21 protein-coding genes are annotated in these 24,808 nt (G+C 61.7%); 9 read left to right on the top strand and 12 right to left on the bottom strand.

The window, feature by feature from the left end:
• Positions 1–10: 10 nt before the first annotated feature.
• The 8 genes from ACMXYJ_RS12510 to ACMXYJ_RS12475 form a co-directional block, all read right to left on the bottom strand.
• Complete coding sequence (locus ACMXYJ_RS12510; RefSeq protein WP_046049769.1) at positions 11–766, bottom strand: enoyl-CoA hydratase family protein; 756 nt, start codon at positions 764–766, stop codon at positions 11–13.
• Positions 767–777: 11 nt separating this feature from the next.
• The gene (locus ACMXYJ_RS12505) at positions 778–1,845 is read right to left on the bottom strand and encodes an NAD(P)H-dependent flavin oxidoreductase (RefSeq protein WP_415760048.1); all 1,068 of its coding nucleotides are present in this window, start codon (positions 1,843–1,845) and stop codon (positions 778–780) included.
• A gap of 2 nt (positions 1,846–1,847) precedes the next feature.
• A complete protein-coding gene (locus tag ACMXYJ_RS12500; RefSeq protein WP_415760047.1) occupies positions 1,848–2,720 on the bottom strand; it encodes an enoyl-CoA hydratase in 873 nt (290 codons plus the stop codon).
• 24 nt (positions 2,721–2,744) lie between these two features.
• On the bottom strand, positions 2,745–3,533 hold the full coding sequence (locus ACMXYJ_RS12495) for a CoA-transferase subunit beta (protein ID WP_415760046.1): 789 nt from the start codon (positions 3,531–3,533) through the stop codon (positions 2,745–2,747).
• Positions 3,534–3,545: 12 nt separating this feature from the next.
• Positions 3,546–4,427, bottom strand: coding sequence for a CoA transferase subunit A (locus ACMXYJ_RS12490; RefSeq protein ID WP_415760045.1), 882 nt, complete (start codon positions 4,425–4,427; stop codon positions 3,546–3,548).
• An 11-nt stretch (positions 4,428–4,438) separates the two neighbouring features.
• A complete protein-coding gene (locus tag ACMXYJ_RS12485) occupies positions 4,439–5,335 on the bottom strand; it encodes a VOC family protein (RefSeq protein ID WP_415760044.1) in 897 nt (298 codons plus the stop codon).
• Between the two features lie 254 nt (positions 5,336–5,589).
• Positions 5,590–6,711 carry an LLM class flavin-dependent oxidoreductase gene (locus tag ACMXYJ_RS12480; RefSeq protein WP_415760043.1) on the bottom strand — a complete coding sequence of 374 codons (1,122 nt, stop codon included), beginning with the start codon at positions 6,709–6,711 and terminating at the stop codon, positions 5,590–5,592.
• Positions 6,712–6,833: 122 nt separating this feature from the next.
• Positions 6,834–8,018 carry a flavin-dependent monooxygenase gene (locus ACMXYJ_RS12475; RefSeq protein ID WP_415760042.1) on the bottom strand — a complete coding sequence of 395 codons (1,185 nt, stop codon included), beginning with the start codon at positions 8,016–8,018 and terminating at the stop codon, positions 6,834–6,836.
• 759 nt (positions 8,019–8,777) lie between these two features.
• Between ACMXYJ_RS12475 and ACMXYJ_RS12470 the strand changes: the two genes are divergently transcribed.
• The 6 genes from ACMXYJ_RS12470 (at position 8,778) to ACMXYJ_RS12445 (ending at position 15,462) form a co-directional block, all read left to right on the top strand.
• A complete protein-coding gene (locus tag ACMXYJ_RS12470) occupies positions 8,778–9,293 on the top strand; it encodes a flavin reductase family protein (protein WP_309674106.1) in 516 nt (171 codons plus the stop codon).
• 9 nt (positions 9,294–9,302) lie between these two features.
• Entirely contained in the window at positions 9,303–10,982 is a 1,680-nt protein-coding gene (locus ACMXYJ_RS12465; RefSeq protein ID WP_415760041.1) for an FAD-binding protein, read from the top strand.
• Complete coding sequence (locus ACMXYJ_RS12460; protein WP_046049827.1) at positions 10,970–11,725, top strand: glucose 1-dehydrogenase; 756 nt, start codon at positions 10,970–10,972, stop codon at positions 11,723–11,725. Before ACMXYJ_RS12465 ends, ACMXYJ_RS12460 begins: the two co-directional genes overlap by 13 nt.
• A 13-nt stretch (positions 11,726–11,738) precedes the next feature.
• Positions 11,739–12,821, top strand: coding sequence for a 2Fe-2S iron-sulfur cluster-binding protein (locus ACMXYJ_RS12455; RefSeq protein WP_415760040.1), 1,083 nt, complete (start codon positions 11,739–11,741; stop codon positions 12,819–12,821).
• 243 nt (positions 12,822–13,064) lie between these two features.
• Positions 13,065–13,811 (top strand): SDR family NAD(P)-dependent oxidoreductase, encoded by a 747-nt coding sequence (locus tag ACMXYJ_RS12450; RefSeq protein WP_415760039.1) that lies wholly within the window; start codon positions 13,065–13,067, stop codon positions 13,809–13,811.
• A 70-nt stretch (positions 13,812–13,881) separates the two neighbouring features.
• Entirely contained in the window at positions 13,882–15,462 is a 1,581-nt protein-coding gene (locus ACMXYJ_RS12445) for a FadD3 family acyl-CoA ligase (protein WP_415760038.1), read from the top strand.
• A gap of 64 nt (positions 15,463–15,526) precedes the next feature.
• Here ACMXYJ_RS12445 and ACMXYJ_RS12440 read toward each other — a convergent pair whose 3' ends face one another.
• Positions 15,527–16,405 (bottom strand): SDR family NAD(P)-dependent oxidoreductase, encoded by an 879-nt coding sequence (locus ACMXYJ_RS12440; RefSeq protein ID WP_415760037.1) that lies wholly within the window; start codon positions 16,403–16,405, stop codon positions 15,527–15,529.
• Positions 16,402–18,144 carry an FAD-dependent oxidoreductase gene (locus ACMXYJ_RS12435; protein ID WP_415760036.1) on the bottom strand — a complete coding sequence of 581 codons (1,743 nt, stop codon included), beginning with the start codon at positions 18,142–18,144 and terminating at the stop codon, positions 16,402–16,404. The genes ACMXYJ_RS12440 and ACMXYJ_RS12435 overlap by 4 nt, the downstream gene beginning before the upstream one ends.
• 265 nt (positions 18,145–18,409) lie before the next feature.
• Here ACMXYJ_RS12435 and ACMXYJ_RS12430 point away from each other — a divergent pair, with 265 nt between their 5' ends.
• From ACMXYJ_RS12430 to ACMXYJ_RS12420, 3 genes are all read left to right on the top strand, one after another.
• Complete coding sequence (locus tag ACMXYJ_RS12430) at positions 18,410–19,987, top strand: DUF1302 domain-containing protein (RefSeq protein ID WP_415760035.1); 1,578 nt, start codon at positions 18,410–18,412, stop codon at positions 19,985–19,987.
• A 23-nt stretch (positions 19,988–20,010) separates the two neighbouring features.
• On the top strand, positions 20,011–21,390 hold the full coding sequence (locus tag ACMXYJ_RS12425) for a DUF1329 domain-containing protein (protein WP_415760034.1): 1,380 nt from the start codon (positions 20,011–20,013) through the stop codon (positions 21,388–21,390).
• A 77-nt stretch (positions 21,391–21,467) separates the two neighbouring features.
• On the top strand, positions 21,468–22,445 hold the full coding sequence (locus ACMXYJ_RS12420; protein WP_415760033.1) for a 5'/3'-nucleotidase SurE: 978 nt from the start codon (positions 21,468–21,470) through the stop codon (positions 22,443–22,445).
• A 492-nt stretch (positions 22,446–22,937) separates the two neighbouring features.
• On the opposite strand, the gene ACMXYJ_RS12415 is transcribed toward ACMXYJ_RS12420, so the two are convergent.
• Positions 22,938–23,876 carry an alpha/beta hydrolase gene (locus ACMXYJ_RS12415; protein WP_415760032.1) on the bottom strand — a complete coding sequence of 313 codons (939 nt, stop codon included), beginning with the start codon at positions 23,874–23,876 and terminating at the stop codon, positions 22,938–22,940.
• On the bottom strand, positions 23,863–24,702 hold the full coding sequence (locus ACMXYJ_RS12410; protein WP_415760031.1) for an SDR family NAD(P)-dependent oxidoreductase: 840 nt from the start codon (positions 24,700–24,702) through the stop codon (positions 23,863–23,865). The genes ACMXYJ_RS12415 and ACMXYJ_RS12410 overlap by 14 nt, the downstream gene beginning before the upstream one ends.
• Positions 24,703–24,808 lie beyond the last annotated feature (106 nt).

Genomic DNA, 24,808 nt, shown 5'->3' with positions numbered 1-24,808 from the left:
GAGAGTGCCTTCAGCCGTTGAAGTGGGCATCGCGCTTCTCGACGAACGAGTCGCGTGCTTCCTGTGAGTCCAGTGAGCGATAGGCCTCGAGCGTGAAGCCCTGCTCCCAGCGATATTTGTCTTCCAGATTGCCGTCTTCGATACCGCTCAGCGCTTCTTTGGCGAGGCTGATCATGGCCGGGCTCTTGGCGGCGATGGTGCGGGCGATCTGCAGCGCGGCCTCACGCAAGTCCTCGCGCTTGACCACACGCTCTACCGCTCCCAGGCGCCAGGCCTCGGCGGCGTCGATCATCTCGCCGGTGAAGTACATGTGACGGACCTTCTGCACGGGGAACAGCCGCTGCAAATGCGCGCCGCCACCCATGGCACCGCGATCGACCTCGGGCACGCCGAAACTGGCGCACTCGGAGGCCACCAGAATGTCGGCCGCGCCGCAGATGCCGATGCCGCCGCCAAGGACGAAGCCGTGTACGGCGACGATGACCGGTTTCGGGTTGCGGTGGATCGCCTTGAAGCTGTCGTAGTTGCCTTTGTTCACCGCCACGATCAGGTTGCCGTCGGCGGCCAGTTCCTTGATGTCGACCCCGGCACAGAAGCCGCGCCCTTCGGCCCGAATCACGATCACCCGCACGCTGGCGTCGCGACCGAGGCCTTCGATCTCGCTGGCGATATCGGCCCAGCCCTGGCAATTGAAGGCGTTTACCGGTGGCTGGTTGAACACCAGTTCGGCAATGCCGTTATCGATACTGACGCTAAATGGTTTCATGCCTTTCCCCTTCACGACACACGGCGGCACAGCTCGCCCAGACGCAGTTCGGCGTCGCGGACGATCTGTTCAATCAATTGGGCGCAGCTGGGCAAGCTGTCGATGGACGCGGCGATCTGGCCGGCGGGCAGTACACCTTCGGCGGGTAGCCCGTCGACCATGGCTTTCTGGATCACCATCGGCGCGTTGGCGGCCATGATGCTTTGGGCGGCCGTCAGCTCACCGCTGCCGCGCATTTTCAAAACACTGCCGAGCAGTTGCGTCAGGCTCATGCCACTGTGGCGGCGGTAAGCCAGGCCACTGCGGACCGCCAGCAACAAGCGTTTGAGACCACCACTGGCTTCAAGCTGGTTGAGCAATTCGTTGCGAATCATCCGTTGCGGCATACCGTCGATGGCGCGACTGATGATGATCGCCGCCGGGTCCTTGACCGCGAGGTAACGCGACAGGGTCGCCTGCGGCACCGGACTGTCGGCGCACATCAGAAAGCGCGTGCCCATGGCGATGCCTTCGGCGCCATAGGCCAGGGCCGAGACCAGGCCTTTACCATCCTTGAAACCACCGGCGGCGACCACGGGCACCGAGACCGCATTGACGACTTGATCGAGCAGTAACGAAGTCGGCACCGACCCGGTATGCCCACCGCCCTCACCGCCTTGTACGGTGACCGCATCGGCACCCATTTCCACGGCTTTTTGCGCGTGCTTCAGGGCGCCAACCGTGGGGATGCACACCACACCGGCGTCCTTCAGACGGCTGATCATTTGCTTGCCGGGCGAGCGGCTGTAGCTGACCGCCCTGACGTTGTGACGCAGCACCAGCTCGACGATCTCTGCGGCGTTGGCCTGGTACATATGAAAATTGACGCCGAAAGGCTGATCGGTCAGCCGCCGGGTTTCGAGGATAGCTGCCTCCATCCGCGGAGGCTCGATGGTCGCCCCGGCGAGAAAGCCGAAGCCGCCAGCATTGCCGGTGGCCGCCACCAGTTTCGGGTCGGCGACCCAGCCCATCGCGGTCTGGATGATCGGATAGCGACAGCCAAGTAATTCGGTCAAACGGGTATTCAAAGAGATCGCCATGCTCACGCCCCGCCCGAGGTGCGTTGCGAACTGGCCATGGCCTTGGCGTCATATCCGCCGAGTCGGTCACCCGACACCAGCTCATTGTGCGCATGGGCAAAGTGGTGCAGGCCGAAGACCATGTCCATGGTCGCGCGCTTGCCCATCAGGTCTTCGGCATTGTTGACCGCCTGCTTGCTCAGTTGCAGACCGAGGCGCGGCATCTGCGCGATGCGTCCGGCAATGTCGAGGGTTTCCTGTTCCAGCAGATCGCGGGCAACCACCCGATTGAGCATGCCCATCTGATAGGCGCGCGCCGCCGGCATGCGCTCGCCGAGGAACAGAAACTCCTTGGCAATGCGCGGGTTGAGCTCATGCACATGGGCGAAATACTCGACCCCGGGAATGCCCATCCGCACCACCGGATCCGCGAAGTACGAATCCTCACTGGCGACGATCAGGTCGCACACCCAGGCCAGCATCAGCCCGCCCGCGATGCACGCCCCCTGGACCATGGCGATGGTCGGCTTGGGCATTTCGCGCCAGCGGCGGCACATGCCCAGATAGACTTCCTGCTCCCGGGCGTAGAGAAACTCGCCGCCCGGCTTGTTCACATGGTCGTACCACAGGCTGGCACGGTCGAAGGTCTGATCGACGTCACGACCTGGTGTACCGATGTCATGTCCGGCGGAGAAATGCTTGCCAGCACCGCGCAGCACGATGACTTTCACCTCATCGTCATCGCAAGCCCGGCGAAACGCCGCGTCCAGCGCGTAGGTCATCTGCGAGTTCTGCGCGTTGTGGTATTCGGGACGGTTCATGGTGACCAGGGCCACCGCGCCGCGCACCTCGTAAAGCACCACGTCGGCCTCGTTCTTGTCGTTATGTTCAGCCATCACTTTTCTCCGAAACGGGGGCGCTCAGCGTTGGCCTGGCGGGTTGTCTTTGAGCTGGCTGGCTCGCAGATTGTGCGGGTCCAGGCGCTGGATCAGCTGCAATTGCTCGACGGTCGGGGCCGCCGTGGCCGGGCAGTCTTGCGGCACATGCAGGGCAAATCCGGTGTTGTCCTGAACCTCGGCCACCGTCACGCCGGGGTGCAGCGAGCGGATGCGCATTTGCCGATTCGGACCCTGGAAATCCAGCACGCAGAGGTCGGTGATGATCAGGCGGATATCGATCTCGTCCAGCGACCAGCCACGCGCCAGCCGAGCCGGGTTGTAGCCGACCGAGGCGACCATATCGACCTCGCCTTCGACGAACACCCGACGGTTGTGGCTGGGCACGCAAAAGGAGTTGGCATGGCTGATGGAGTTGCCGGGAAAACCGCGCACGCCGAGCATTTGCGCCTTGGGTTTGGCGTAATCACCAATGCACGAAATGTTGGCCTGGCCGAAGCGGTCAATCTGGGTCGGGCCGACCAGCGCATGGCGCTTGCCGCCCCAGACGTTATCGAAAATCCGCGAGAATCCCATCCAGCTGTCACGCTTGGGCTGATAGCCGTTTCGCGCGCCCAGCGGCACCGGTTCGGCAACCATGTAGGCTTCGGAGTCGGTCATCAGCAGCTGCGGATTGCTGCTGAGCATGGCCAGTGACGCGGCGAGGCGTGGGATCACGCCGATGCCGCTGGCCAGAACCTCACCATCTTCACGCCAGGCTTCGGAGGCAGCGCAGATCATCAATTCGGCGAGGCTGTAATTGGTAGTGCTCATCGCAAGGCTCCCTTAAAAAATCGGCAACGGCAGTTGGCGGATTGCAGCCAGACCGCCGACCTTGTCCAGGTACTGTTCGTGGGTGCAGTCGACGTAGTCCCGGACGTAGCCCTGCCAGCCATCGACGGCCTGGGCCGAAGCGTTGTAAGCCTTGAAATGCGCGACATCGAAACCGTACAGCGGCGCGCAGGAAGACGGATGCGCACCGCCCGGCACGTGGGCCACGGCGGTGGTCAGGTTGCGTTCCCAGAACACTTGATGTGCTTGCCCGGCATCGGCGTGGAAATACTCGCTGTCCACCAGTTCGTCGCAGGTCACGTAGCTGTGAGTCGCGGCACGTACGAACAGGTCGTCCATGTAGTGATCGGGGCCGCTGATCTGGCAGACACCCCGCGCATCGGCACGGTCGACGTGAATCAGCGCCGCATCGAGTTTGAGCGCCGGCATAGCGACCCAGTCCTTGCCGTCGGCATAGGGCGAGGCGATCAGTTTGATCTGCGGGTTGTGCCGCAGCACATCGGTGCCCAGGCCTACCGCCGTCGGAATAAACGGCACATTCATCGCTGCGGCCCGCAGACCGAGCAGGAGCATGCCTTCGTCGATTTCCATCACCTCCAGCGCCGCCTCCTGCCGTGCTTTGCGGAAGTACGGTTCCAGTGGAATGAAATCCAGGGATACGAAGGCGAACACCAGTTTCCTGATTTTGCCGGCCGCGCAGAGCATGCCGACATCCGCACCGCCGTAAGCGACGACGGTGAGGTCCTTGAGGTCGGAGCGCAGAATCTCCCGCACCAACGCCATGGGTTTGCGTCGCGGGCCCCAGCCACCGATGCCGATGGTCATGCCGTCACGCAGTTGGCCGACCATCTCGGCCGTGGTCATTCGCTTGTCCATCGTCATCGTCCTCATTGGCGACCGACACTGAAGTCGTGGCCCCAGTGGCTGACCACGGTGCTTTCAAAAGGTGTGTGGCGATCCCAATCGACCACCAGGCCATCGCAGCCGTACTCCAGGTCAAACCCGGACGGCGTCTTGATGTAGAACGAGATCATCTGATCGTTGGTGTGCTGGCCCAGGGTGGCCGACAGCTTCACGCCGTTGGCGTGCACCCGGTCCAGCGCTCGACCGACTTCGTCCAGTGCGTTGACCTCGACCATCATGTGCACGCAGCCGTGGGGCATTGGGCACTCGAAGATCGCCAGCGAGTGGTGCCGACCGTTATTGCAGTGCAGGAAATGGATGCGCTTTTGCGGCTCGGCCGGGTCCGGGGTGAAGCGGACTTTCATCAGGTCGGACAGACCGAAACCGAGCACTTGCTCGTAGAAATCCCGGCAGCGCTCGAAGCTCGGTGCCGGCAGTACCACGTGGCCCATGCCCAATTCGTTGGTGACGAAACCCTTGACGCCGACCGGCGAGACGAAGCGTGCGAAGTCCTGCAACGGGCCCCAGAACAGTTCGTGGCGATTGCCATCCGGGTCGCTGAAGTGCACCAGTTCCTGGACCTTACGAACCTCGGCCTGGGCCACAGTGCCACGGGTGACTTGTACATCGGCCTGTTCCAGAACGCTGACAGCGTGTTCAAGCGCCGCTTTGCCAGGCACTTCCCAGCCGCACGCACCGAAGCCGTTCTCAGTGCTTTTCTCCACCAGAATGCGGTAATGGCGTTCGTCCATTTTCAGGTACAGCCGCTCATCGTCATCGCTGCCGACCACCATCATGCCCAGCACCTGGCTTGCGTACTGACGCCATTGCGCCAGGTCGCTGGATAACAGGGTGACGTAACCCAGACCACGGATATCCATGGATGCACTCCTCGTTCTTTTTCTAAGGCCCCGCCGCACTCGGCGGCTGCCGGGGGAGACTTTATGCAGGGCTATTCAAGCGGGTTTGAGTGGGGGGAACATCGTCCAATGGGACTAGCGGAAATGATTGGCGGAGGCATAAAAACCTGTGGGAGCGAGCCTGCTCGCGATGGGGCCATACCAGTCAACATTGATGTTGAATGGAAGACCGCTATCGCGAGCAGGCTCGCTCCCACAGGGGAATGCAGCTGGATTCAGGGTTTGCGGAAATGCGGGATCACTTTCTCGCCAATGTTGCGCAGGGTCTCCAGTTGCGCCCATTGCGGCACAGTGCCCATCTGGCAGATGAACAGGATTTCGTCGGCGCCGGCATCGATCAGGCGCTGCACGTAACTGATGCAATCCTCGACGGTGCCGTAGGCGTGGTTGGGGTTCATCATCGCCATGGTCGGGTCGGAGAAATCGACGCTGACTTCTTCCGAGGCGAAGCGCGACTTGATCACGCTCTGGCCGTTGCCATCGACGAAGGTGTCGTCCTTCCACTTCTCCGGGTCCGGGCGCTCGCCACCGCCGTACCAGTAGCCCAACGACTCCATGAAGTAGCGCTGGCCGCGGATGCCGATGCGGCGCGCCTCTTCGTTGTCTTCAAGCACGATGGCCGGGCACAGCGCGGCGATGTGGCGGTTGGGGCGGAAGCCCACCTGCTGCTTCTCATCGCGGTTATCAAAGGCTTCGTGATAGACCTCGACCTTCTTGGCGATTTCTTCCGGGCCACCGAAGCCCAGCACCAATGCACCCATTGCGCGACCACCTGCCTTTTTCAGCGACTCAGTATTGGTGCAAGCCAGGTACATCGGCGGATGCGGGTCTTGATAAGGCTTGGGATGGATCGGTCGTTTCGGGATCTGCACGAAATCGCCGTTGTGTTCGATTTCGTCCTGCACGAACATTTTCGGGATCAGGTACATCATTTCGTCGATCTGAGGCTGCAACGTGGCCAGGTCGTAACCGAAGGTGCCGGCCTCCTGCTGGGTGCCACCCTTGCCGACGCCAAAATGCACCCGGCCTTTGGACAACAGGTCGAGGGTGGCGATGCGTTCCGCGACTTTCACCGGGTGGTTCATCGCCGGTGGCAGGCAGACCACGCCGTGGCCGATGCCGATGCGTTCGGTTTTGCCAGCGACGAAGGCCAGCATGGTTTCCGGTGCGGACATGTGCGAATAGTTGCTCAGCGCCGTGTGTTCCACGCACCAGAAGGTGTCGAAGCCGAGCTTGTCGGCCAGCACAGCCTGCTCGACGGTGTCCTCGAAAATCTTGCGGTCGCCTTCGCGGCTGGAGTCCACCGTCTGGGCTTCGTAAATCAGTGAAAATTTCATGATTGATCCTTGTGTTTATTGGATGCGCAGTCGGCGCCAGAGACCTGTGCCTTGCCCTCATGCTCGGGCATCGGCGAGGCGCTCGAATCACGCAAACGGACTAGCTGACTCAAAGCGAAAAGTCAGAGAAAAAAGTCGTTGCTGTCCTGGCCCATGCTGACCCCGCCGAGATTCCAGGCGTACTTGGCCGGGTTGTTCGCGACGTGGGCGCGGCCAGTGTGAATGTCGCGGAATGCCCGGTTGATCGTGTGGCTGCGGAAGATGGTCGAGGCGCCGCTGTTGAACATCAGGTCGGCAACCGCTTTGGCGCACTTGTCGGCCACCAGCGCCGAGTCATAACGCATCTTCACCCGCTCGGGCATGCTCAACGGCTCTGCGCCTTGGGCCCGTTGCATCATCAGAGCGAAGTTGCGCAGCAGGACGGTTTTGCATTCGTCGACGCAGACCATGGCGTTGGCCAGCGCGGATTGCGCGGCCGGGTCCTGGACCATTTTGCGACCATCGTTGACCCCGACCCGCGCGCGGTTGTGCTCGACAAACTGATCCACCGCGCCTTGCAGGGCACCAATGGCCGAGGACGACACCGCCCGCACAAAAATCTGCCCGAATGGCAGGCGGAACAGCGGCGCGGTGTTCACTGCGTTACCCGGACTGTCCTGCATGAAACCGTCGAACGCCCGATGAGTGCGGTACTCCGGAACAAAGGCGTTCTCCACCAGAATGTCGTGGGAGCCGGTGGCTTCCAGGCCCATGACATTCCAGTTATCGAGTACCTGATAGTCGCTGCGCGGCACCAGGAACGTCCGGTAATCCGGCGCCCCGCCCGCCTCCTCCGGTGGTACCAACGCCCCCAGGAACACCCAGTCGCAATGCTTGCTGCCGGAAGAAAACCCCCAGCGCCCGCTCAGCTTGAAACCACCCTCGACCCGCTCGACCTTGCCCACCGGCATATAGGAAGAAGAGATCAGCACACTGGAATCGGCGCCCCAGACATCCTGTGCCGCACGGTCATCGAACAGCGCCAGTTGCCAGTTATGGATCGCCACCACCCCCAGCACCCAGGCCGAGGACATGCACCCTTCGGCGAGGGTCATCTGCACCTCGAAGAAGTCCCTGGGCTCCAGTTCATAACCTTCCCAGCGCGATGGCTGAAGGATGCGAAAGAACCCGGCGTCGTGGAAATCCTTCAGGGTCTCTTCAGGCAACTGGCCGGCTTGCGCGGCGTTCTGGGCGCGCTCACGCAGGATCGGCACCAGCTCGCGGGCACGTTGGCTCAGACGCTGGCGAATCAGGTCTTGGTTGAGCATTTTTATTGTTCTCCTCTGTTCACCCCATCCGCCGGGGCGCGCGTACAGCGGGGCGGATGCAGCACCGGTGGTGCTCGCCTCCACAGCGGCATTCAAGCAATGCGTGGGGCGGTGGGCATCCCTCAAACGGACCATGCGGCGTTTGAAGAAAAGCGAAGGATGAAAGCCAAGATCAAAAGATCGCAGCCTGCGGCAGCTCCTACAGGGGGACTGCGTACAGCTGCGAGAGATTGGCTGGTAGATAGGCCGCCATCGCGAGCAGGCTCACTCCCACAGGGGATCGGTGTTCGCCTTTCGCCTTTCGCTCCTCACCACTCAACAGGCCGAGCGTTAGCTCGCCTGCAGCTTTTGATCTTGATCCACCCGCCCCTTCGGGAGGCTGAGTGGAGGTGTTCATCCGGGGGGGGGGGGCGCGCAGCGCCGTTCGACGAAGTCGAACACATCGAGAGGAGGTCGAAGCGAAGCCGACCGGAGGCGATGCCCCCGGATGAATACCGGAACGAAGGAACGCCGAGCCTAAGCGAGGGGCCGGACGCTCGGGGCGAGACTTTTTGGTTCCTTTTGTGGCGTTTGACAAAAGGGACTCGCCGTAAGGGCGAAACCGTCAGCCGCCATCACCGAAGGAATGGATATGTACTCAACCAACAAGAGCCTGGTCGGCCCAGAGGCCGCCAAGGCCTAGTCCCCTCGGACGATGTTACAGAGGGGCGTCAGAGCAAGAATCCATCGCACTCCATGCACAACGAAAGGGCAAGTGCGATGAACGACATCAATTTGAAAGCCGACATGCTCCAGGCCATGCGCCGCCTGGCCAAGTCAGTCACCATAATCAGCACCAGTAACGGCTCCGAGCGCTTCGCCATGGCCGCCACGGCAGTCGACTCCCTCAGCACCGAACCCCCATCGCTACTCATCTGCATCAACAAAACCGCCTCCCCCCACGCCGCACTGGCGACCGGCGCAGACTTCTGCGTCAACATCCTCGGCGTCGAACAACAAGACCTCGCCCACCTGTGCAGCGGCGCAATCAAAGGCGAAGCACGATTCGACCGAGGCAACTGGCTGACCAGTGCCGGCGGCATTCCCTACCTGGGAGACGCCCAATCGGCCATCCTCTGCCGGCAAGACGGCCACTTCAGCTACGGCACCCACACCGTCTTCATCGGGCGAATCCTGCAAATCCACACCAGCGACGCGATCACCCCGCTGGTCTACCTCGACGGCACCTACACCACCACCGCAAAACCCTCAGCCGCCTTCGCTGTCGCGGGCTGAGGCGTGAATATGGACGGCATACAAGGGTTGACGGCGCTACGAGTCAGCAGCGCCGACCAGCTGCAATGGGATGATCGCTGCGACTTGCTGGTAGTCGGTTTTGGCTGCGCCGGCGCCTGTGCCGCCATCGAAGCGGCCAGTCGCGGATTGGCGGTGCTGGCGCTGGACCGCTTTGAAGGTGGCGGCGCCACCGCGCTCAGTGGCGGAGTGGTGTATGCCGGTGGCGGCACGCCGTATCAGCGCCAGGCGGGCTATGAAGACAGCAGCGAAGCGATGTTCAACTACCTGCGCCGGGAAGTCGGCGAGGCTGTCAGCAGCCAGACGCTGCGTAGTTTCTGCGAAGGCAGTGCCGAGCAACTGGCCTGGCTTGAGCGTCAGGGTGTCGCGTTCGAATCCAGCGTGCCGCCGCACAAAACCTCGTACCCAAGTGACCAGTACTACCTTTATTACTCCGGCAACGAAGCCGTGCCGGCCTATGCCGCCATTGCCCAACCGGCACCTCGCGGTCACCGCACCAAAGGCCCCGGCATGTCCGGCGCCAGCCTGTTTGCCCCGCTCAAGGCCAGCGCCTTGCGTCACGGTGCGCGCCTGCGCAGCCAGTGCGAAGTGCGGCGGCTGGTGCTCGACACCAGCGATCACGTGTTGGGGGTCGAAGCCTGGCAACTGCCGCCCGGTAGCCACGCAGCCCGTCAACATGCCCGGCTTTCACGTTGGGCCAGCGCCATCCACATGTACGCCCCGGCATTGGCCGACCGTTTGCGCGCTCGCTTGCGACGCATCGAACAAACCAGTGCCGAACGCCAGCTGATTCGCGCCGAACAGGGTGTGTTGCTGAGCAGCGGCGGTTTTATCTTCAATCGCGGCTGGGTCCGCCAGCATGCGCCGCAGTATCTGGCCGGTTTGCCGCTGGGGACCACTGGCTGTAACGGCAGCGGAATCGCCCTGGGCCAGAGCGCCGGTGGCAGCGTGGCGCGGATGGACAAGGTCAGCGCTTGGCGTTTTATCAATCCACCGCTGGCCTGGGCCCGAGGGCTGATCGTCAATGCTCGGGGGCAGCGTTATGCCAACGAAGAAATCTACGGTGCGACCCTCGGCCACGCAATGGTCGAAGAGCAGGACGGCCGCGCCATTCTGATTCTCAACCGGGCGTTGGTGCGCGAGGCATTGCGTCAGGTCGGACCGGGCAAAGTCTGGCAATTCCAGCGCCTGCCGGTGCTGCTCAACTTGCTGTTCAACGCCCGGCGCAGCAACAGCTTGACGAAGCTGGCCAAGCGTTGCGGATTGCCCGTCGAGGCCCTGCGACAGAGTGTGGAAACCTATAGCCGCGCCGCGCGGGGCGAAGTCGTTGATACGTTCGGCAAGTCGCAAGCCATGCTCGCCGACATGGATCAGGGGCCGTGGTACGCCCTCGATCTGTCCTTCGCCAGCCGCCTGTTTCCCTGCCCGGTCATCACCCTTGGCGGGCTGAAAGTCTGCGAGCACAGTGGTCAGGTGCTGGACCACGCCGGTCAGCCGATCCGAGGTCTTTACAGCGCCGGCCGCAATGCAGTCGGTGTCGCTTCCAACCTCTATGTCTCCGGCCTGTCGCTGGCCGATTGCATCTATTCCGGTCGCCGGGCCGCTGCCCATCTGGCCGATCAAGTCGCACTTCAAACCACACGCTCAGGAGAACAACAATGCAACGTGTAGAAGGCAAAGTCTGCATCATCACCGGCGCCGCCAGCGGTATCGGTCGCGAAGACGCCCTGCTGCTGGCCCGCGAAGGTGCCAAAGTGGTGCTGACCGATCTTAATGAAGAAGCCGGACGTCAGGTCGCCGCAGAAATCGGCAGCAATGCGCTGTTCATTCGCCATGACATTGCCAGCGAAAGCGATTGGCAACAGGTGATCAAAACCACCCTGGAACACTTCGGGCGCCTCGACGTGCTGGTGAACAACGCTGCGATTCTGGCCTTGGGCAGCATCGAAGACACCACGCTGGAACTGTGGCAGAAGGTGCAGAAAATCAATGGCGACGGGTACTTTCTCGGCTGCAAATACGCGATCCAGGCCATGAAGGAAACCGGCGGCGGCTCGATCATCAATATGTCGTCGGTGGCAGCACTGGGCGCGATGCCGATGTTCTGTGCCTACTCGGCGTCCAAGGGCGCGGTGGCGGCAATGACTCGCTCGATTGCCTTGCACTGCAAGCAACAGGGCTACCGCATTCGCTGCAACAGCGTGCACCCGGATGGCGTCAACACGCCGATGACCCAGGCCTTGACCGGCGGCCAGCCGATCCCTCAGGAAGCCCTCGACCAAGACCCGATGAATCGTATGTGCGCGCCCCGGGACATTGCCAATGTGGTGCTGTTCCTCGCCACTGACGAGTCACGTTTCGTCAATGGTGCCGAGATCCGCGTCGACAACGCCCAATTGATCAGCGGGCTCTGAGGCCGAGGTGAACATGGGCACGCAACAGCAGAACCTGACACCGGCCGAATCAGCGACAGGAAGCTATTCATTGCAAGTGTGCGCGGTGATCGACGAGACCTTTGATGCGCGCTCGCTGGTGCTGGATATACCGCCAACCTTGCGTGAGCGCTTTCGGTACAAACCGGGCCAGTTCCTGAGTTTTCGCGTGCCTTGCGCCGGCAAGCTGTTGACCCGCTGTTACTCCATGGCCAGCTCGCCGCTGTCGGATGCGCTGCCCAAGGTCACAGTCAAACGGGTCGAGGGCGGCCGGGTGTCGAACTGGATGAACGAGGTAAAGGTCGGTGACTGGCTGGAGGTGTTGCCGCCAGCCGGGCATTTCTGCCTGAACGAGGAGCAATCGGTTGATAGACCGCTGGTGCTGTTCGGCGGAGGGTCGGGCATTACCCCGGTGTTTTCGATCCTGAAATCAGTGCTGCACAGCAGCCGGCGGCCGATCAAGTTGATCTACGCCAACCGCGATGAAGCCTCGGTGATTTTCAAGGATGAGCTGCGTCAGTTGATCAAGGCGCATCCTGATCAACTGCACGTGGTGCACGTCCTCGACTCGGTTCAGGGTTTCCTGACCGAGGCCCAGGTGCGTCATCTGCTGCGCGGTTCGGCTGGCGGTGACTACTTCATCTGCGGACCGGGGCCGTTCATGGACACCGTGGAGCGCACGCTGCTGGGACTGGGCGAAGCCGCCGAACGCATCCATGTCGAGCGCTTTGTCTCGCCTCCGGATCCCGACGTACTGCTCGCCGAAGAAACCCTGGCCCGGGTGGCGGCCCTCGGATCACTGTGCGAGGCCCTGATTGTCGAGCTCGATGGCCAGCAACACGAAATTGCCTGCCGCCCCGGCGACACCCTGCTGCAAAGTTGCAAAGCGGCAGGCCTGGACGCGCCCTCTTCTTGCGAAGAAGGTTTTTGCGGGGCCTGCATGTGCGTCGTTCAGGAAGGTGAGATCCAGCTGGCACGCAACGATGTGCTCAGTCCCAAAGAATTGGCCGAAGGCTGGACACTGGCTTGCCAGAGCCGTCCAACCGGCGCCCGGGTACGGTTGAAATTCCCGGATTGAGTACGTGTTCCCCTGTAGGAGCTGTCGAGTGCAACGAGGCTGCGATCTTTTGATCTTGCCTTTGAAAAATCAAAAGATCGCAGCCTCGTTGCACTCGACAGCTCCTACAGGGGGGTTCGAGAGCCACAGCATTCCCCAATTGAGACGCTCTGTCGCCATAGTCTCAACGGACGATCATCTTGGCCGGGTCTGCGGTTAGACTCGGCCACAGCATTAGCCCACAACAATAAAAGAGGTGCAGTTATGGCTCGTTTGCAGAACAAGGTCGCGGTGGTTACCGGCGGCGCTTCAGGGATCGGTCTGGCCTGTGTGCGCCGCTTCGCCGCTGAAGGTGCGCAAGTGGTCGGGCTGGACATCGGCACCGCACCGGCGGATTTCCCTGGCCTGTTCATGACCCTCGATGTGCGAGATGAAGCGCAGGTCCAGCAGGTCATGCAAGAAGTCATCGGCCACTTCGGGCGCATCGACGTGCTGGTCAACGCGGCCGGCGTCGCCGACCAGGGCAGCGTGACCCAGACCACCACCGCCAACTGGCAACGGGTGATGGACATCAACCTGACAGGCAGCATGCTCACCAGCAAATACGCGCTGGAATCGATGGTGTCGCAACGCGGCGGTTCGATCATCAACATCGGTTCGATTTTCGGTCTGCAAGGCTGCGACGGCAACGTTGCTTACAACGTCTCCAAGGGTGGTATCAACCAGCTGACCCGCTCGATGGCCATCGACTACGGCTATGCCAATATCCGCGTCAACGGCTTGTGCCCCGGCCTGATCGAAACGCCGATGACCAACATGGTCCGCGAGCAGGAAGCCTTCCACGCCTTCTTCGCCTCGCAGCACATGCTCAATCGCTCCGGGCAACCGGAAGAAGTGGCCAGCGTCGCGCTGTTCCTGGCTTCAGACGAAGCGTCTTTTGTCAGCGGTCAGATGATCGCCGTGGACGGTGGTTTCTCCGCCGGTCGCCGCTTCGCGCCGCCCGCCGCGTAACGTCTATCCGGCCGGGCACCCTGCCCGGCCTCTCCCCTTTTCGCACTTGTCCTCTAGCCGAGGAGGCCCCATGCCGCCTGTCGCAAACGCACTGACCATCGCCCAACTGTTCGCCAACGCTGCCCAGGCCTACGGCGACCGCCCGGCCATCGAGGATGACGGGCGTTCGATCAGCTACCGAGAACTCGACCAACTGCGCCGCCAAGCCGCCCGCGCGCTACTGGCGCTAAACGTTCAAGCCGGCGATCGGGTGGCGATCTGGGCGCCAAATATGTGGGAATGGATCGTGGCTGCCGGTGCGCTACAAAGTGTCGGCGCAGCACTGGTGCCACTCAACACCCGCATGAAGGGCAGCGAGGCGGGTTACATCCTTCGCGAAAGCGGTGCCTGCATGCTGTTTGCCATCGGTGAATTTCTGGGTGCCGATTACCCGCGCATGCTGGCGTCTGAAGATCTGCCGGCGCTGCGCCAGATCGTCACCTTGCGCAGCGGTGGGTCGGGCACCCTGAACTGGGATGACTTCCTCGACCTGGGCGCAGAGGTTTCGCAATTGTCCCTGCGAACCCGCGAACAAAGTTTTGGCCCGCAAGCGCTGTCCGACCTGCTGTTCACTTCGGGCACCACCGGCAAGCCCAAAGGCGTGATGACCAACCACAGACAAAACCTGCGGGTGATACGCGACTGGAGCGAGGTGGTGGGTTTGCGTGAGGGCGATCGCTACCTGATCGTCAATCCGTTCTTCCATTCTTTCGGTTACAAGGCCGGTTGGCTGGCGGCGCTGATGCGCGGCTGCACCATCGTGCCGCAGCAGGTGTTCGATGTGCAGGCGGTGCTTGAATGCGTCGAGCGCGAACGGATCACCGTGCTGCCCGGCCCGCCGACCCTCTATCAGTCTTTGCTTGCCCATCCGCAACGCAGCGAATTTGACCTGACGTCATTGCGGGTAGCGGTGACCGGTGCCGCGGCGATTCCGGTGGAGATGATCCGGCGCATGCGTGACGAACTGGGGTTTGCCACCATCGTCACCGCTTATGGACTTACCGAAGTCTGCGGTTTTGCGACGATCTGCCGTCCTGGTGATTCACCGGAGTTGGTCGCCAACACCAGCGGCCGGGCCATGCCAGGCGTGGAAATCCGCTGCGTTGGCAACACTGGCCGCAGCCAGCCGGCCAACGTTCCCGGCGAGGTTCAGGTGCGCGGCTACAACCTGATGCAGGGTTATTTCAATGATCCGCAGGCCAGCCTGGAAGTCCTCGATGCCGACGGCTGGCTGCACACCGGGGACATCGGCGTGCTCGACGAACAGGGTTACCTGCGCATCACCGACCGCCTCAAGGACATGTTCATCACGGGAGGTTTCAACGTGTACCCGGCGGAGATCGAGCACTGTTTGCTGACCTACCCCGGCGTGGCCCAGGTCGCGGTGATCGGCATCCCCGATGAACGTCTTGGTGAAGTGGCAATGGCCTTCCTGCTGCCGGCTCCGGGAATAGAAATCGAGCAGGCCCGATTCCTCGCCTGGTGCCGCGAGCAGATGGCCAACTACAAAGTGCCGCGCCGGGTGCGAGTGCTTGAGAACATGCCGCTGAATGCAGCGGGGAAAGTGACCAAGAATGTGTTGCGTGAGTGGGCATTGCAGCCAGTCAATTAAACGCAACCCCTGTGGGAGCGAGCTTGCTCCCACAGGGTTTTGTGTTTGACCTGCCGGATGTGGGCTAGATCACCCGTGCCGGATGCTGCTGGCGCGGGTCGCCGAGCATGGCGCGGTGGGAAGGTGGCTGACGGCCGCCGGCTTCGCTGATGCCGTAACCGGCGGCGATTTCGGCGGTGATTAATGTCTGCCCGGAGAACGTCATCAACTGCGGGTCATTGAGCAGAGCGTGAATCACCCGGCCGTTGAATTGCGGGGTTTCAGCATCCGCCAGAAAAGCCTTGTATTGCTCGCCATGTTGCTCGCCGGCTATCCGGGTGCGTTCGGTCAGTTGCGGGCCGAGCCATAACGATAACGCCACCACGCCTCGCCCTTCGAAATCGATAGCCATGTCAGCCGCCAGTTTGTCGCAACCCGCCTTTTGCGCGCCGTACGCAGGGCCATGCATGTAACACCCGGCACCGAATGACGAGGTGAAACAGATCAGCCCTCGGCCGCTGCGCAGCAACAACGGCGCGGCGTAGTAACTGGCGATGTAAGCCGAACGCAGACCAACGTCGAGGATCCGTACCAGGTCCAGCGGCTTCTCCCAGAAAGGTCCCGGCTCGATCAACTGGTCATGAATGAACGCGGCATTGTTCACCAGCAAATCCAGGTGCCCGCATTCCTTTTCAACCCGGGCGAACAGTGCCTGAACCTGCGCATCATCGGCATGATCGCAGACCACCGCGATCCCCCGCCCACCTGCCGCAGTAATCGCGGCAGCCGTGTCCTTGAGTGAGCCGCGCAATGCATGCCCATACACATTCGATCCACCGTGCTCCGGCGCACGTCCGGTGACAAACACCGTCATGCCCGCTGCGCCAAGGGCCAGGGCGATGCCCTGACCGACCCCGCGACTGGCGCCCGTCACCACAGCGACTTGTTTAAATGGCTGATTCATTCGACGCTCCTGAACAGGCTTTTCGCCGAGCTGGTCTCGCTCTGACACTTGATGTGATTGGCCGCCACGTAACCGAAGGTCATTGCCGGGCCGATGGTCGAACCGGCGCCCGGGTACGTGCGCCCCATCATCGAAGCGGCGCTGTTGCCGATGGCATACAAACCGTTGATGGGTTGCCCGTCCTCATGCAATACGCGGGCGTGAACATCGGTCAGCAAACCACCCTTGGTGCCGATATCCCCGGCATCAATGCGCACGGCGTAGAACGGACCTTTGAGCAACGGGGCCAGGCAAGGATTGGGCTGCACATTCGGATCACCGTAGTAGCGATCGAACAGCGACTCACCTTTATGGAAATCTGCGTCGACACCCTGCACGGCCATGCCGTTGAAACGCTGCACCGTACGGGCCAGACCGGCACCGTCGACGCCGATTTTTTCTGCCAGCGCCTGCAAACTCGTAGCCTTGTAAAAGTACTCGCGAAGATGCTCGGGCAGCTGCCAATCGGGCTGCGCGTAGCCTGGAAGTAACGCGCCGCAGGGGTACTTGCGACGGAATTCGGCGTCGAACACCATCCAGCACGGCACACTCACCGCGCCTTCGCGATTGTTGGCGTACATCGCGTAAACGATATCGGTATAGGGCGCGGCTTCGTTGACGAAACGCTCGCCGGCAGAGTTGACCAGCACGCAACCCGGCAAGGTCCGCTCGACGAACAGCGCACGTTGTTTTTCTTCGCCCTGGACATGAGTGGTCGGCGCCCACCAGCTATGGTCCATCAGCGCAGTGCGAGCACCGATTGCCTGACCGGCACGAATGCCGTCACCGGTATTGTGCGGCGGCGTGGCACTCCAGGTGGCCTGGGTCGGCTGTGGCAGATACTGCGTACGCATCGCCTGATTACGCTCGAAACCACCGGCCGCGATGATCACGCCGTAGCGTGCCTTGACGTTGAGTAACTGCCCGTTGCGACAGACGCGAGCGCCGCCAACCCGGTCACCAACGAGCAGCAGTTCTTCCAGTGCACAGTTCAGCCAAAGTGACTTGCCGCGGTCCTGCAACGAACAGCGCAACGCGCCGATCAAGGCATTGCCAAGGGTCAGGAAGCGGTCGCGGCGTGACAACCGCCGCCCCTCGCGGTCACGCCAGTAACGCCACATCACTCGCAGCGTCAGTCGCAACCAGCCAGGGCCACGGCACAGCAGAACCTGCGCCTCTTTCATGGTCATCGCCATGCGTCCCATCATCAGTGTTCCGGGGGATGGCGCACGCATGCGCAGAAATTCCTCACCCAGTTCGGCGGCGTCAAACGGTTGCGGGTCCATGGAGCGGTAGCCCGGTTTTCCGCCTTCGACTTCCGGGTAGTAATCGGCATAGCGAGGCTGTGCCTCGAAGCGCACGCGGGTCTGTTGTTCGAGGTATTCGACCATCTCGCGGCCGTGCTCGACATAGGCTTCGATACGCCCGTCATCAATCTCGCCATGGGTCACCGCACGGATATAGGCGATCGCTTCCGCTGCTGAATCACTGCCGCCCAGGGCTTTGATCCGATGATTGTCCGGTATCCAGATGCCGCCGCCGGACACCGCCGAGGTGCCGCCGTATTCGGCGCTCTTCTCGATCAATAGCGCATTGAGTCCCAGATCGTGGGCACGCAGCGCCGCAGTCATTCCCCCCGCTCCGGAGCCAATCACCAGTACATCGCAGCACTCATCCCATTTGATCCCGGCAGCTTTCATGCGATCACCCTTGCTCAGCGCCCATCAGGCAAAAACCGCCGCCGCCAGATCTTCGCCCGGTGCAGTCGGTCTCGGGATTGTTCGCCGCGTGCCCTGAACGGTCATCGTCCGATGGGACTAAGGCGATGGGCGCCCCGGCCCCGTGCAAATCGCTTAGTCCGCTTGGACGATGTTGCGCCCCAAAGCTGACTCCATAGTCGCCCACAGCACCAATCACCCCCCTGAAATGCAGGTCGGGCAGGTCTGACCTGGGCATGAGGACGACATGATAAAAACAATAATCGCCCCACAATCGCTGCACCCTCGCGTACAGCTGGCCATGCTCTTGCTGGCTGGTGGACTGGGCAGTCAAGCCAGCGCCATGAGTTTCCAACCGAACGAGGATTTGAGCGTCGACTGGGATACCACACTGACGTACAGCCTGGCCTGGCGGACCGATTCTCGCGATCACAAGCTGACGGCCAATGCCAACGGCAACGATGGCAACAACGCGTTCGACAAAGGCAGCCTGATCAACAACCGCAGCGGTTTTCTCACCGAGGCCAACATCAAATGGCGTGAGGACTACGGCGTGTTCCTGCGTGGGACGGGCTTCTACGACAACGTTTACGATCAGGGCAACGACAACGACACAGGCACCTCGAACTGCTTCGCCGGCGGTCATTGCAACCGCCCCGACCGGTTCTCCCAGGACACCATCGATCAGCATCGCAATGAACTGCGCATGCTCGATTACTACGCGTATGGCACCTGGGACATCGGTGGCCACACCTTCAACGCGCGGCTCGGCAATCAGGTGGTGAGCTGGGGTGAAAGCCTGTTCTACCCCGGCATTTCCGCCGCCCAGAGCCCGGTGGATGCGACCAAGTCGACCACCCCCGGGGTTGAGGTCAAGGAAATCCTGCTGCCCGTCGGCCAACTGTTCACACAGTTCAGCCTGACCGACAGCCTCGATCTGCAGGCCTACTACCAATACAAATGGGAAAAGACCGAGCTGTTCGGCGTGGGTAGCTACTTTTCCACCACCGACTTCATCGACGAGGGTGGCTTCAACGACGCCACCGGTTTCCTGACACGCCTGGGTGACGACAAGCCGAGTGACAGCGGCCAATACGGTGTGGCCCTGACCTATGCGGCAGAGTCGCTGAACAACACCGAGTTCGGCCTCTACTACTCGCGCTACCACGACAAGACCCCGTCGCTGGATTTCCAGACCGACCTGGGGCACTACCGGGTGCGCTACTTCGACAACATCGATCTTTACGGCGCGAGTTTCTCCACGGTGCTGGGCAGCGTGAGCTGGGCCGGTGAAGTCAGCTACCGCGACGGTCAGCCAGTGATGGTCGACAACGGTTTCTCAAGCCCGGTGCGCGGCAAAACCCTGCAGGCGCAGACGTCGATGATCTATGTGCTCGGCCCGACATCATGGGCCGACAACACCACGCTGACCGGTGAGCTGGTCTACAACACCGTGCTCAGCAACGACAAGTCGGAACCTGTGACATTCGCCCCTGGATTCTCGCAGCCGGGCACCGACAGTCTGGTCTATGACCGCGACGCCTTCGGTTACACGGTTCAGGCGAACTTCGATTACAACAACGTGTTCAGCGGCTGGGACATGTCGGTGCCCGTCACCTACAGCACCGCCGCCCAGCATGACAGCGCACTGGTGGGCTCGATCAACTCAGGCCAGGGCGACGACCGCGCGAGCATCGGCAGCTCGTGGCGCTATCTGGGCAACTTCACCGTCGAAGCCCGTTACAACGCCTACCTGGGCAACGCCAACAACGCCCCGTTGGCCGACCGCGACAACGTCGCCCTCAACTTCAAATACCGGTTCTGAATCCCCTGATGGAGGAGCACAGCATGTCTAGATTTACCCACACATTGTTGGGCACGGCGTTGGCCGTCAGCCTGCTCGGCAGTGGCCTGGTTCAGGCCAAAATCAGCAATGAAGAAGCCGCACGCCTGGGCCAGGACCTGACCCCGATGGGTGCCGAGAAAGCGGGCAACGCCGACGGCAGCATCCCGGCCTGGACCGGAAAATGGCGCGGCTTGCCGCCACAGCTCAAATACGCTGGCCCCGGCACGCCGTACCCGGACCCGTACGCGGCAGAAAAACCGTTGTTCGTGATCAACGCGCAGAACATGGACAAATACGCCGACAACCTCACCGATGGCCAAAAGGCACTGCTGAAACGCTACCCCACGACCTTCAACATTCCGGTGTACCCGAGCCATCGCGACTTCCGTTTCGATCAGCGCCTGGAAGACCTGGTCAAGAAAAACGCGGTCAGTGCCGAACTGGCCAACGACAACAACGACACGCAAAACGCCTGGGGCGCCTCGCCGTTCCCGATTCCAAAGAACGGTAGCGAGTTGATGTTCAACCATACCCTGGCCGGACGCGCCAATACCGAAGAGGCCAACTACGGGCAGGCGGTGGTCTATTCCAACAAGGAACGGGTACTGGAAGAGGTCAACTACAAGATCTTCTCGATCTGGTCCAGCCCGGATAAAACCCTGGAGAGCGCCAACGGCATCCTCACCAACTTCCTGATCACCACCCTGGAGCCGGTGCGCAAGAAAGGCGAGATTGTCGTCGGTCACGAGTTCATCAACCCGACCGCCTCCCCTCGCCAGGCCTGGCAGTACAGCCCGGGGCAACGTCGGGTACGTCGCGCGCCAACCGTAGGCTACGACTCACCGAGCGGCGCCGGCGGTTTTCGGGTGTATGACGAAGACCGTTTGTTCAACGGTGCGCCGGATCGCTACAACTGGACCATCGTCGGCAAGAAAGAAATCTACATCCCGTACCACAACTACAAAATCGACGACCCGAGCGTGAGCACCGACCAGATTCTCGCCACCACCGGCCACATCGATCCGCAGTACATGCGCTATGAAAAGCACCGTGTCTGGGTCTTGCAGGCAACACTTAAAGAAGGTGCCCGGCATGTTTACGCCAAGCGTGTGTTGTACCTGGACGAGGATTCCTGGGCCGCAACCCTGGCTGACAACTACGACAGCCGCGGCGAGCTTTGGCGCACCAACATGCAAACTTCGATCTACGCCTACGAGCTGCAGCGCTACCACGCTCGCCTCGGGATCTACCATGACCTGATCGCCGGTTCGTATCTGGTTGACCGGATGTTGATCGATCAAAAGCCCGCCAAGCTCAACGCCACCGCCTTCACTGAAGACGAATTCACCCCTGGCAACCTGCGCAAACTCGGCACCCGCTAAGCCCTCTGCGCCCTGACCGATTTACTCGGTCGGGGCGTTGTGCTTTTTTGAACTCGCTCATTTCACGGAAAACCCCCATGAATAAATTGCTCACTGGCGTCATCGCCATGGCCAGCGTCGGTCTGTCGATGCAGGCCAATGCCCTGAACATCCTGCTGACCAATGACGATGGATGCCGGGCACCCGGCATCGATGCGATGTACCGCGCGCTGACCGCCGCCGGACATCAGGTGACCCTCGTGGGTCCGTTGAACGACAGCAGTGGCATCAGCGCGGCCAGCGTGGTCGTGCCCGGGCAGGCCTTGGCAGTGACCGAGTTGACGCCAGGCAAGTTTTGCGTCGGCCCACCCGAGGGCTACATCCCGCCCATGGGCAAGACTTCCGCCATCGGCACCCCGGTGGATGCGGTCAATGTTGGCCTGGACGTGCTGCTCAAAGGCAATCCACCAGACCTGGTGGTGTCGGGCAGTAATTTTGGCGAAAACGTCGGCCCGCTGACGCAAATGTCCGGCACCTTGAACGCAGCGGTCCGCGCAATGTTCAAAGGCATTCCGGCGGTGGCGGTGTCGACGGCCATCGACATGGACCTGATCATCCGCGACCAACAGGCCGGCTACCGAAAAACCCTCGGCGCCATGGACGACACCGCCCGGTTTGCGGTGAAGGTTATCGAGCAGGCAAGCCTGGCAGGTGTTCAAGCCAAACAGGCCTGCGAAAAAAACAACCTCGGCTGCGAATTGAACGTGCTCGGTTTGCCGGGTGTCAGCGGGTTGAATATCAATTACCCGGCGCTGGCGGCCAGTGAGGTCAAAGGCGTGAGTTTTGCCCCGATCGGCAATTGGGATCGCGTGAACTTCACCTCCCAGCGCGGCGCCGACGGCGTGGTTCACGTCAACCTCGTCGCCCCGCCGACACCGACAGCCGCCCAACAACAGGCCGATGCGTATCAGTTGTGGCAGGGGCACGCGGTGATCACCGTGATCGACGGCAACATGAGCGCACCGGGTGCGGTGCAGGATCAGGCGAAGGAAATGTTGCGGGGAATAAAACCTTAAGGCACGAGCCTGCTCGCGAAGAGGACGGCACATTCAACATCTATGTCGCGGGTAACTCCGCTATCGCGAGCAGGCTCACTCCCACAGTTGATCGTCGGTAAACACAAGCCTGTGAACACCCCAAATCCCTTGTGGGAGCGGGCTTGCTCGCGAAGAGGACGGCACATTCAACATCTATGCCGCGGGTAACTCCGCTTTCGCGAGCAAGCCCGCTCCCACAGTTGATCGTCGGTAAACACACAGCCTGTGAACACCCTAAATCCCTTGTGGGAGCGGGCTTGCTCGCGAAGAGGCCGGCACAGTCAACATCTATGCCGCGGGTAACTCCGCTTTCGCGAGCAAGCCCGCTCCCACAGTTGATCGTCGGTAAACACACAGCCTGTAAACACCCTAAATCCCTTGTGGGAGCGAGCCTGCTCGCGAAGAGACCGGCACATTCAACATCTATGCCGCGGGTAACTCCGCTTTCGCGAGCAGGCTCACTCCTACAGGTTATGTGTTCGCTCCAGATAGCGCCCTGCGCAGGTCAGCCGCGGCATCGGACAAGGCTTGCGCAGCGCGCTCGACAAACGGCGCCATGCTGATAAACCCGTGAATCATGCCCTCGCAGCGCTGCACGCGCACCGACACGCCGGCTTCTCGCAGGCGTAAGGCAAGCGCCTCGCCTTCGTCGCGCAGCGGATCAAATTCGGCGCTGATCAGGGTGGTCGGTGGCAGGTCCGCCAACCGGTCGGCGCGCAACGGCGAGGCCAAGGGATCATCCCCCTGATCGGCATCCTGCAGGTACTGCTGCCAAAACCAGTACATCATTCCAGCGCTGAGGAAATAGCCCTCGGCAAAATCCTCATAAGACTGACTGTCGCAACGTGCATCGGTGACCGGGTAAAACAGGCACTGATAACTGATTTTCGGCCCCCGGCGTTGCACCGCCAGCCGACTCACGGCGAGCGCCAGGTTGCCCCCGGCGCTGTCCCCGGCCAAGCCCAGCCGGCTGCCATCGACGCCCAGTTCAGACGCGTGCTCGACCAGCCAGCAGGTGGCCGCATAACAATCGAGCGGTGCCGCCGGGAAATGGTTTTCCGGCGCCAGTCGGTAGGCGACCGACACCACCACTGCCTCCGTCAAACTGGCGAGTGAACGGCAGAGGTTGTCATGGGTGTCGAGGTTGCCCATGACAAAACCGCCTCCGTGGAAGAACACCAGCAGCGGCAGATTGTCCTGCTCCAGTGGCCGATACAGCCGCGCATCCAGCTCGCCCGCCGCGCCGGCGACCCGCAGGTGACGCACTTCGATCATCGGGTCGCCAGGGATGGCGGGCAGCAGGTTGTCGCAAAACTGCCGATATTGCCCGGCATCGAGCTGGCTGAAGTCGGGTTCCGGCAGGTCGCGAAACTGCTGGAGCACGGCGGCGATCTGCTTATCGAGCGGCATGGGCATCTCCCCCTACATCGGTCATTTGAAACTGCGGATTGGTTTCTTCCAGGATGCTTTGCACACGTCGCTCCAGCGCCGGTTTGAAACCTTTGTGAGGGAAGACCCAGAAGCGCTTTTCGGCGATGGCGGCGAACACCTGCTCCGCCAGTTCGCTCGGCGTCATGCCTTGGCGGATGCTGCTATCGAGCAATTGACTGAATGACGAACCGGCCGCGTCCACCACTTGATTCGACGCCATGATTTCACTGGCCACCGGCCCTGGGCACACCACCGAAACCGATACCGGCGCACCGAGCATGCTCAATTCGTAATGCAGGGTTTCCGAGAGTGCGACCACGGCCTGCTTGGTGACGTTGTAAGGCGCCATCAACGGGCTGCTGAGCAAGCCCGCGAGGGACGCCGTGTTGATCACATGGGCCGCACGTCCCTGGCGCAAAAACAGCGGCACGAAACTGCGAATGCCATTGATCACACCGCTGAGGTTGACGTTGAGCATCCGCTGCCATTGCGCCTGAGTGATTTCCCAGCTGTAGCCGGTCTGCATCACTCCGGCGTTGTTGAACAGCAGATCAACCCCGCCAAAGTGATCGAGGGCGATGTCGCGCAAGCGCTCGACTTGCGCCAGATCGCCAACATCCGTGACGCAAGCAATCGCCTGCGCACCGCCCGTCTGTAGTTCATCGCACAGTGCTTGCAACCCCGGCCCATCGAGATCGGCCAGCACCAGGCGCATCCCCAGCCTTGCCGCATGCTCGGCCAAACCCCGGCCAATACCACTGGCGGCCCCGGTAATCACCGCGACCGGCCCTTGTTCATTGCTCATCGCCAACTCCTGCACTGGGTCCAATGGCGTCAGTAGAGCGGGCGGGCGTAAACCGGCCATCGTCCATTCAGACGATGCCCGCTTCTACAGGGGCGGCAGAATCCGT

The organism is Pseudomonas arabinosi, from assembly GCF_047758675.1.
GTDB classification, from domain to species: Bacteria; Pseudomonadota; Gammaproteobacteria; order Pseudomonadales; family Pseudomonadaceae; genus Aquipseudomonas; species Aquipseudomonas arabinosi.
The sequence above is the reverse complement of the archived record's forward strand: the minus strand, read 5'-3'. Positions and strand labels throughout refer to the sequence as shown.

Excerpts from the sequence above, each read along its gene's own strand:
- ACMXYJ_RS12510 (WP_046049769.1), bottom strand. The coding sequence starts at position 766 with ATGAAACCATTTAGCGTCAGTATCGATAACGGCATTGCCGAACTGGTG.
- ACMXYJ_RS12505 (WP_415760048.1), bottom strand. The coding sequence starts at position 1,845 with ATGGCGATCTCTTTGAATACCCGTTTGACCGAATTACTTGGCTGTCGC.
- ACMXYJ_RS12500 (WP_415760047.1), bottom strand. The coding sequence starts at position 2,720 with ATGGCTGAACATAACGACAAGAACGAGGCCGACGTGGTGCTTTACGAG.
- ACMXYJ_RS12495 (WP_415760046.1), bottom strand. The coding sequence starts at position 3,533 with ATGAGCACTACCAATTACAGCCTCGCCGAATTGATGATCTGCGCTGCC.
- ACMXYJ_RS12490 (WP_415760045.1), bottom strand. The coding sequence starts at position 4,427 with ATGGACAAGCGAATGACCACGGCCGAGATGGTCGGCCAACTGCGTGAC.
- ACMXYJ_RS12485 (WP_415760044.1), bottom strand. The coding sequence starts at position 5,335 with ATGGATATCCGTGGTCTGGGTTACGTCACCCTGTTATCCAGCGACCTG.
- ACMXYJ_RS12480 (WP_415760043.1), bottom strand. The coding sequence starts at position 6,711 with ATGAAATTTTCACTGATTTACGAAGCCCAGACGGTGGACTCCAGCCGC.
- ACMXYJ_RS12475 (WP_415760042.1), bottom strand. The coding sequence starts at position 8,018 with ATGCTCAACCAAGACCTGATTCGCCAGCGTCTGAGCCAACGTGCCCGC.
- ACMXYJ_RS12470 (WP_309674106.1), top strand. The coding sequence starts at position 8,778 with ATGAACGACATCAATTTGAAAGCCGACATGCTCCAGGCCATGCGCCGC.
- ACMXYJ_RS12465 (WP_415760041.1), top strand. The coding sequence starts at position 9,303 with ATGGACGGCATACAAGGGTTGACGGCGCTACGAGTCAGCAGCGCCGAC.
- ACMXYJ_RS12460 (WP_046049827.1), top strand. The coding sequence starts at position 10,970 with ATGCAACGTGTAGAAGGCAAAGTCTGCATCATCACCGGCGCCGCCAGC.
- ACMXYJ_RS12455 (WP_415760040.1), top strand. The coding sequence starts at position 11,739 with ATGGGCACGCAACAGCAGAACCTGACACCGGCCGAATCAGCGACAGGA.
- ACMXYJ_RS12450 (WP_415760039.1), top strand. The coding sequence starts at position 13,065 with ATGGCTCGTTTGCAGAACAAGGTCGCGGTGGTTACCGGCGGCGCTTCA.
- ACMXYJ_RS12445 (WP_415760038.1), top strand. The coding sequence starts at position 13,882 with ATGCCGCCTGTCGCAAACGCACTGACCATCGCCCAACTGTTCGCCAAC.
- ACMXYJ_RS12440 (WP_415760037.1), bottom strand. The coding sequence starts at position 16,405 with ATGAATCAGCCATTTAAACAAGTCGCTGTGGTGACGGGCGCCAGTCGC.
- ACMXYJ_RS12435 (WP_415760036.1), bottom strand. The coding sequence starts at position 18,144 with ATGAAAGCTGCCGGGATCAAATGGGATGAGTGCTGCGATGTACTGGTG.
- ACMXYJ_RS12430 (WP_415760035.1), top strand. The coding sequence starts at position 18,410 with ATGATAAAAACAATAATCGCCCCACAATCGCTGCACCCTCGCGTACAG.
- ACMXYJ_RS12425 (WP_415760034.1), top strand. The coding sequence starts at position 20,011 with ATGTCTAGATTTACCCACACATTGTTGGGCACGGCGTTGGCCGTCAGC.
- ACMXYJ_RS12420 (WP_415760033.1), top strand. The coding sequence starts at position 21,468 with ATGAATAAATTGCTCACTGGCGTCATCGCCATGGCCAGCGTCGGTCTG.
- ACMXYJ_RS12415 (WP_415760032.1), bottom strand. The coding sequence starts at position 23,876 with ATGCCGCTCGATAAGCAGATCGCCGCCGTGCTCCAGCAGTTTCGCGAC.
- ACMXYJ_RS12410 (WP_415760031.1), bottom strand. The coding sequence starts at position 24,702 with ATGAGCAATGAACAAGGGCCGGTCGCGGTGATTACCGGGGCCGCCAGT.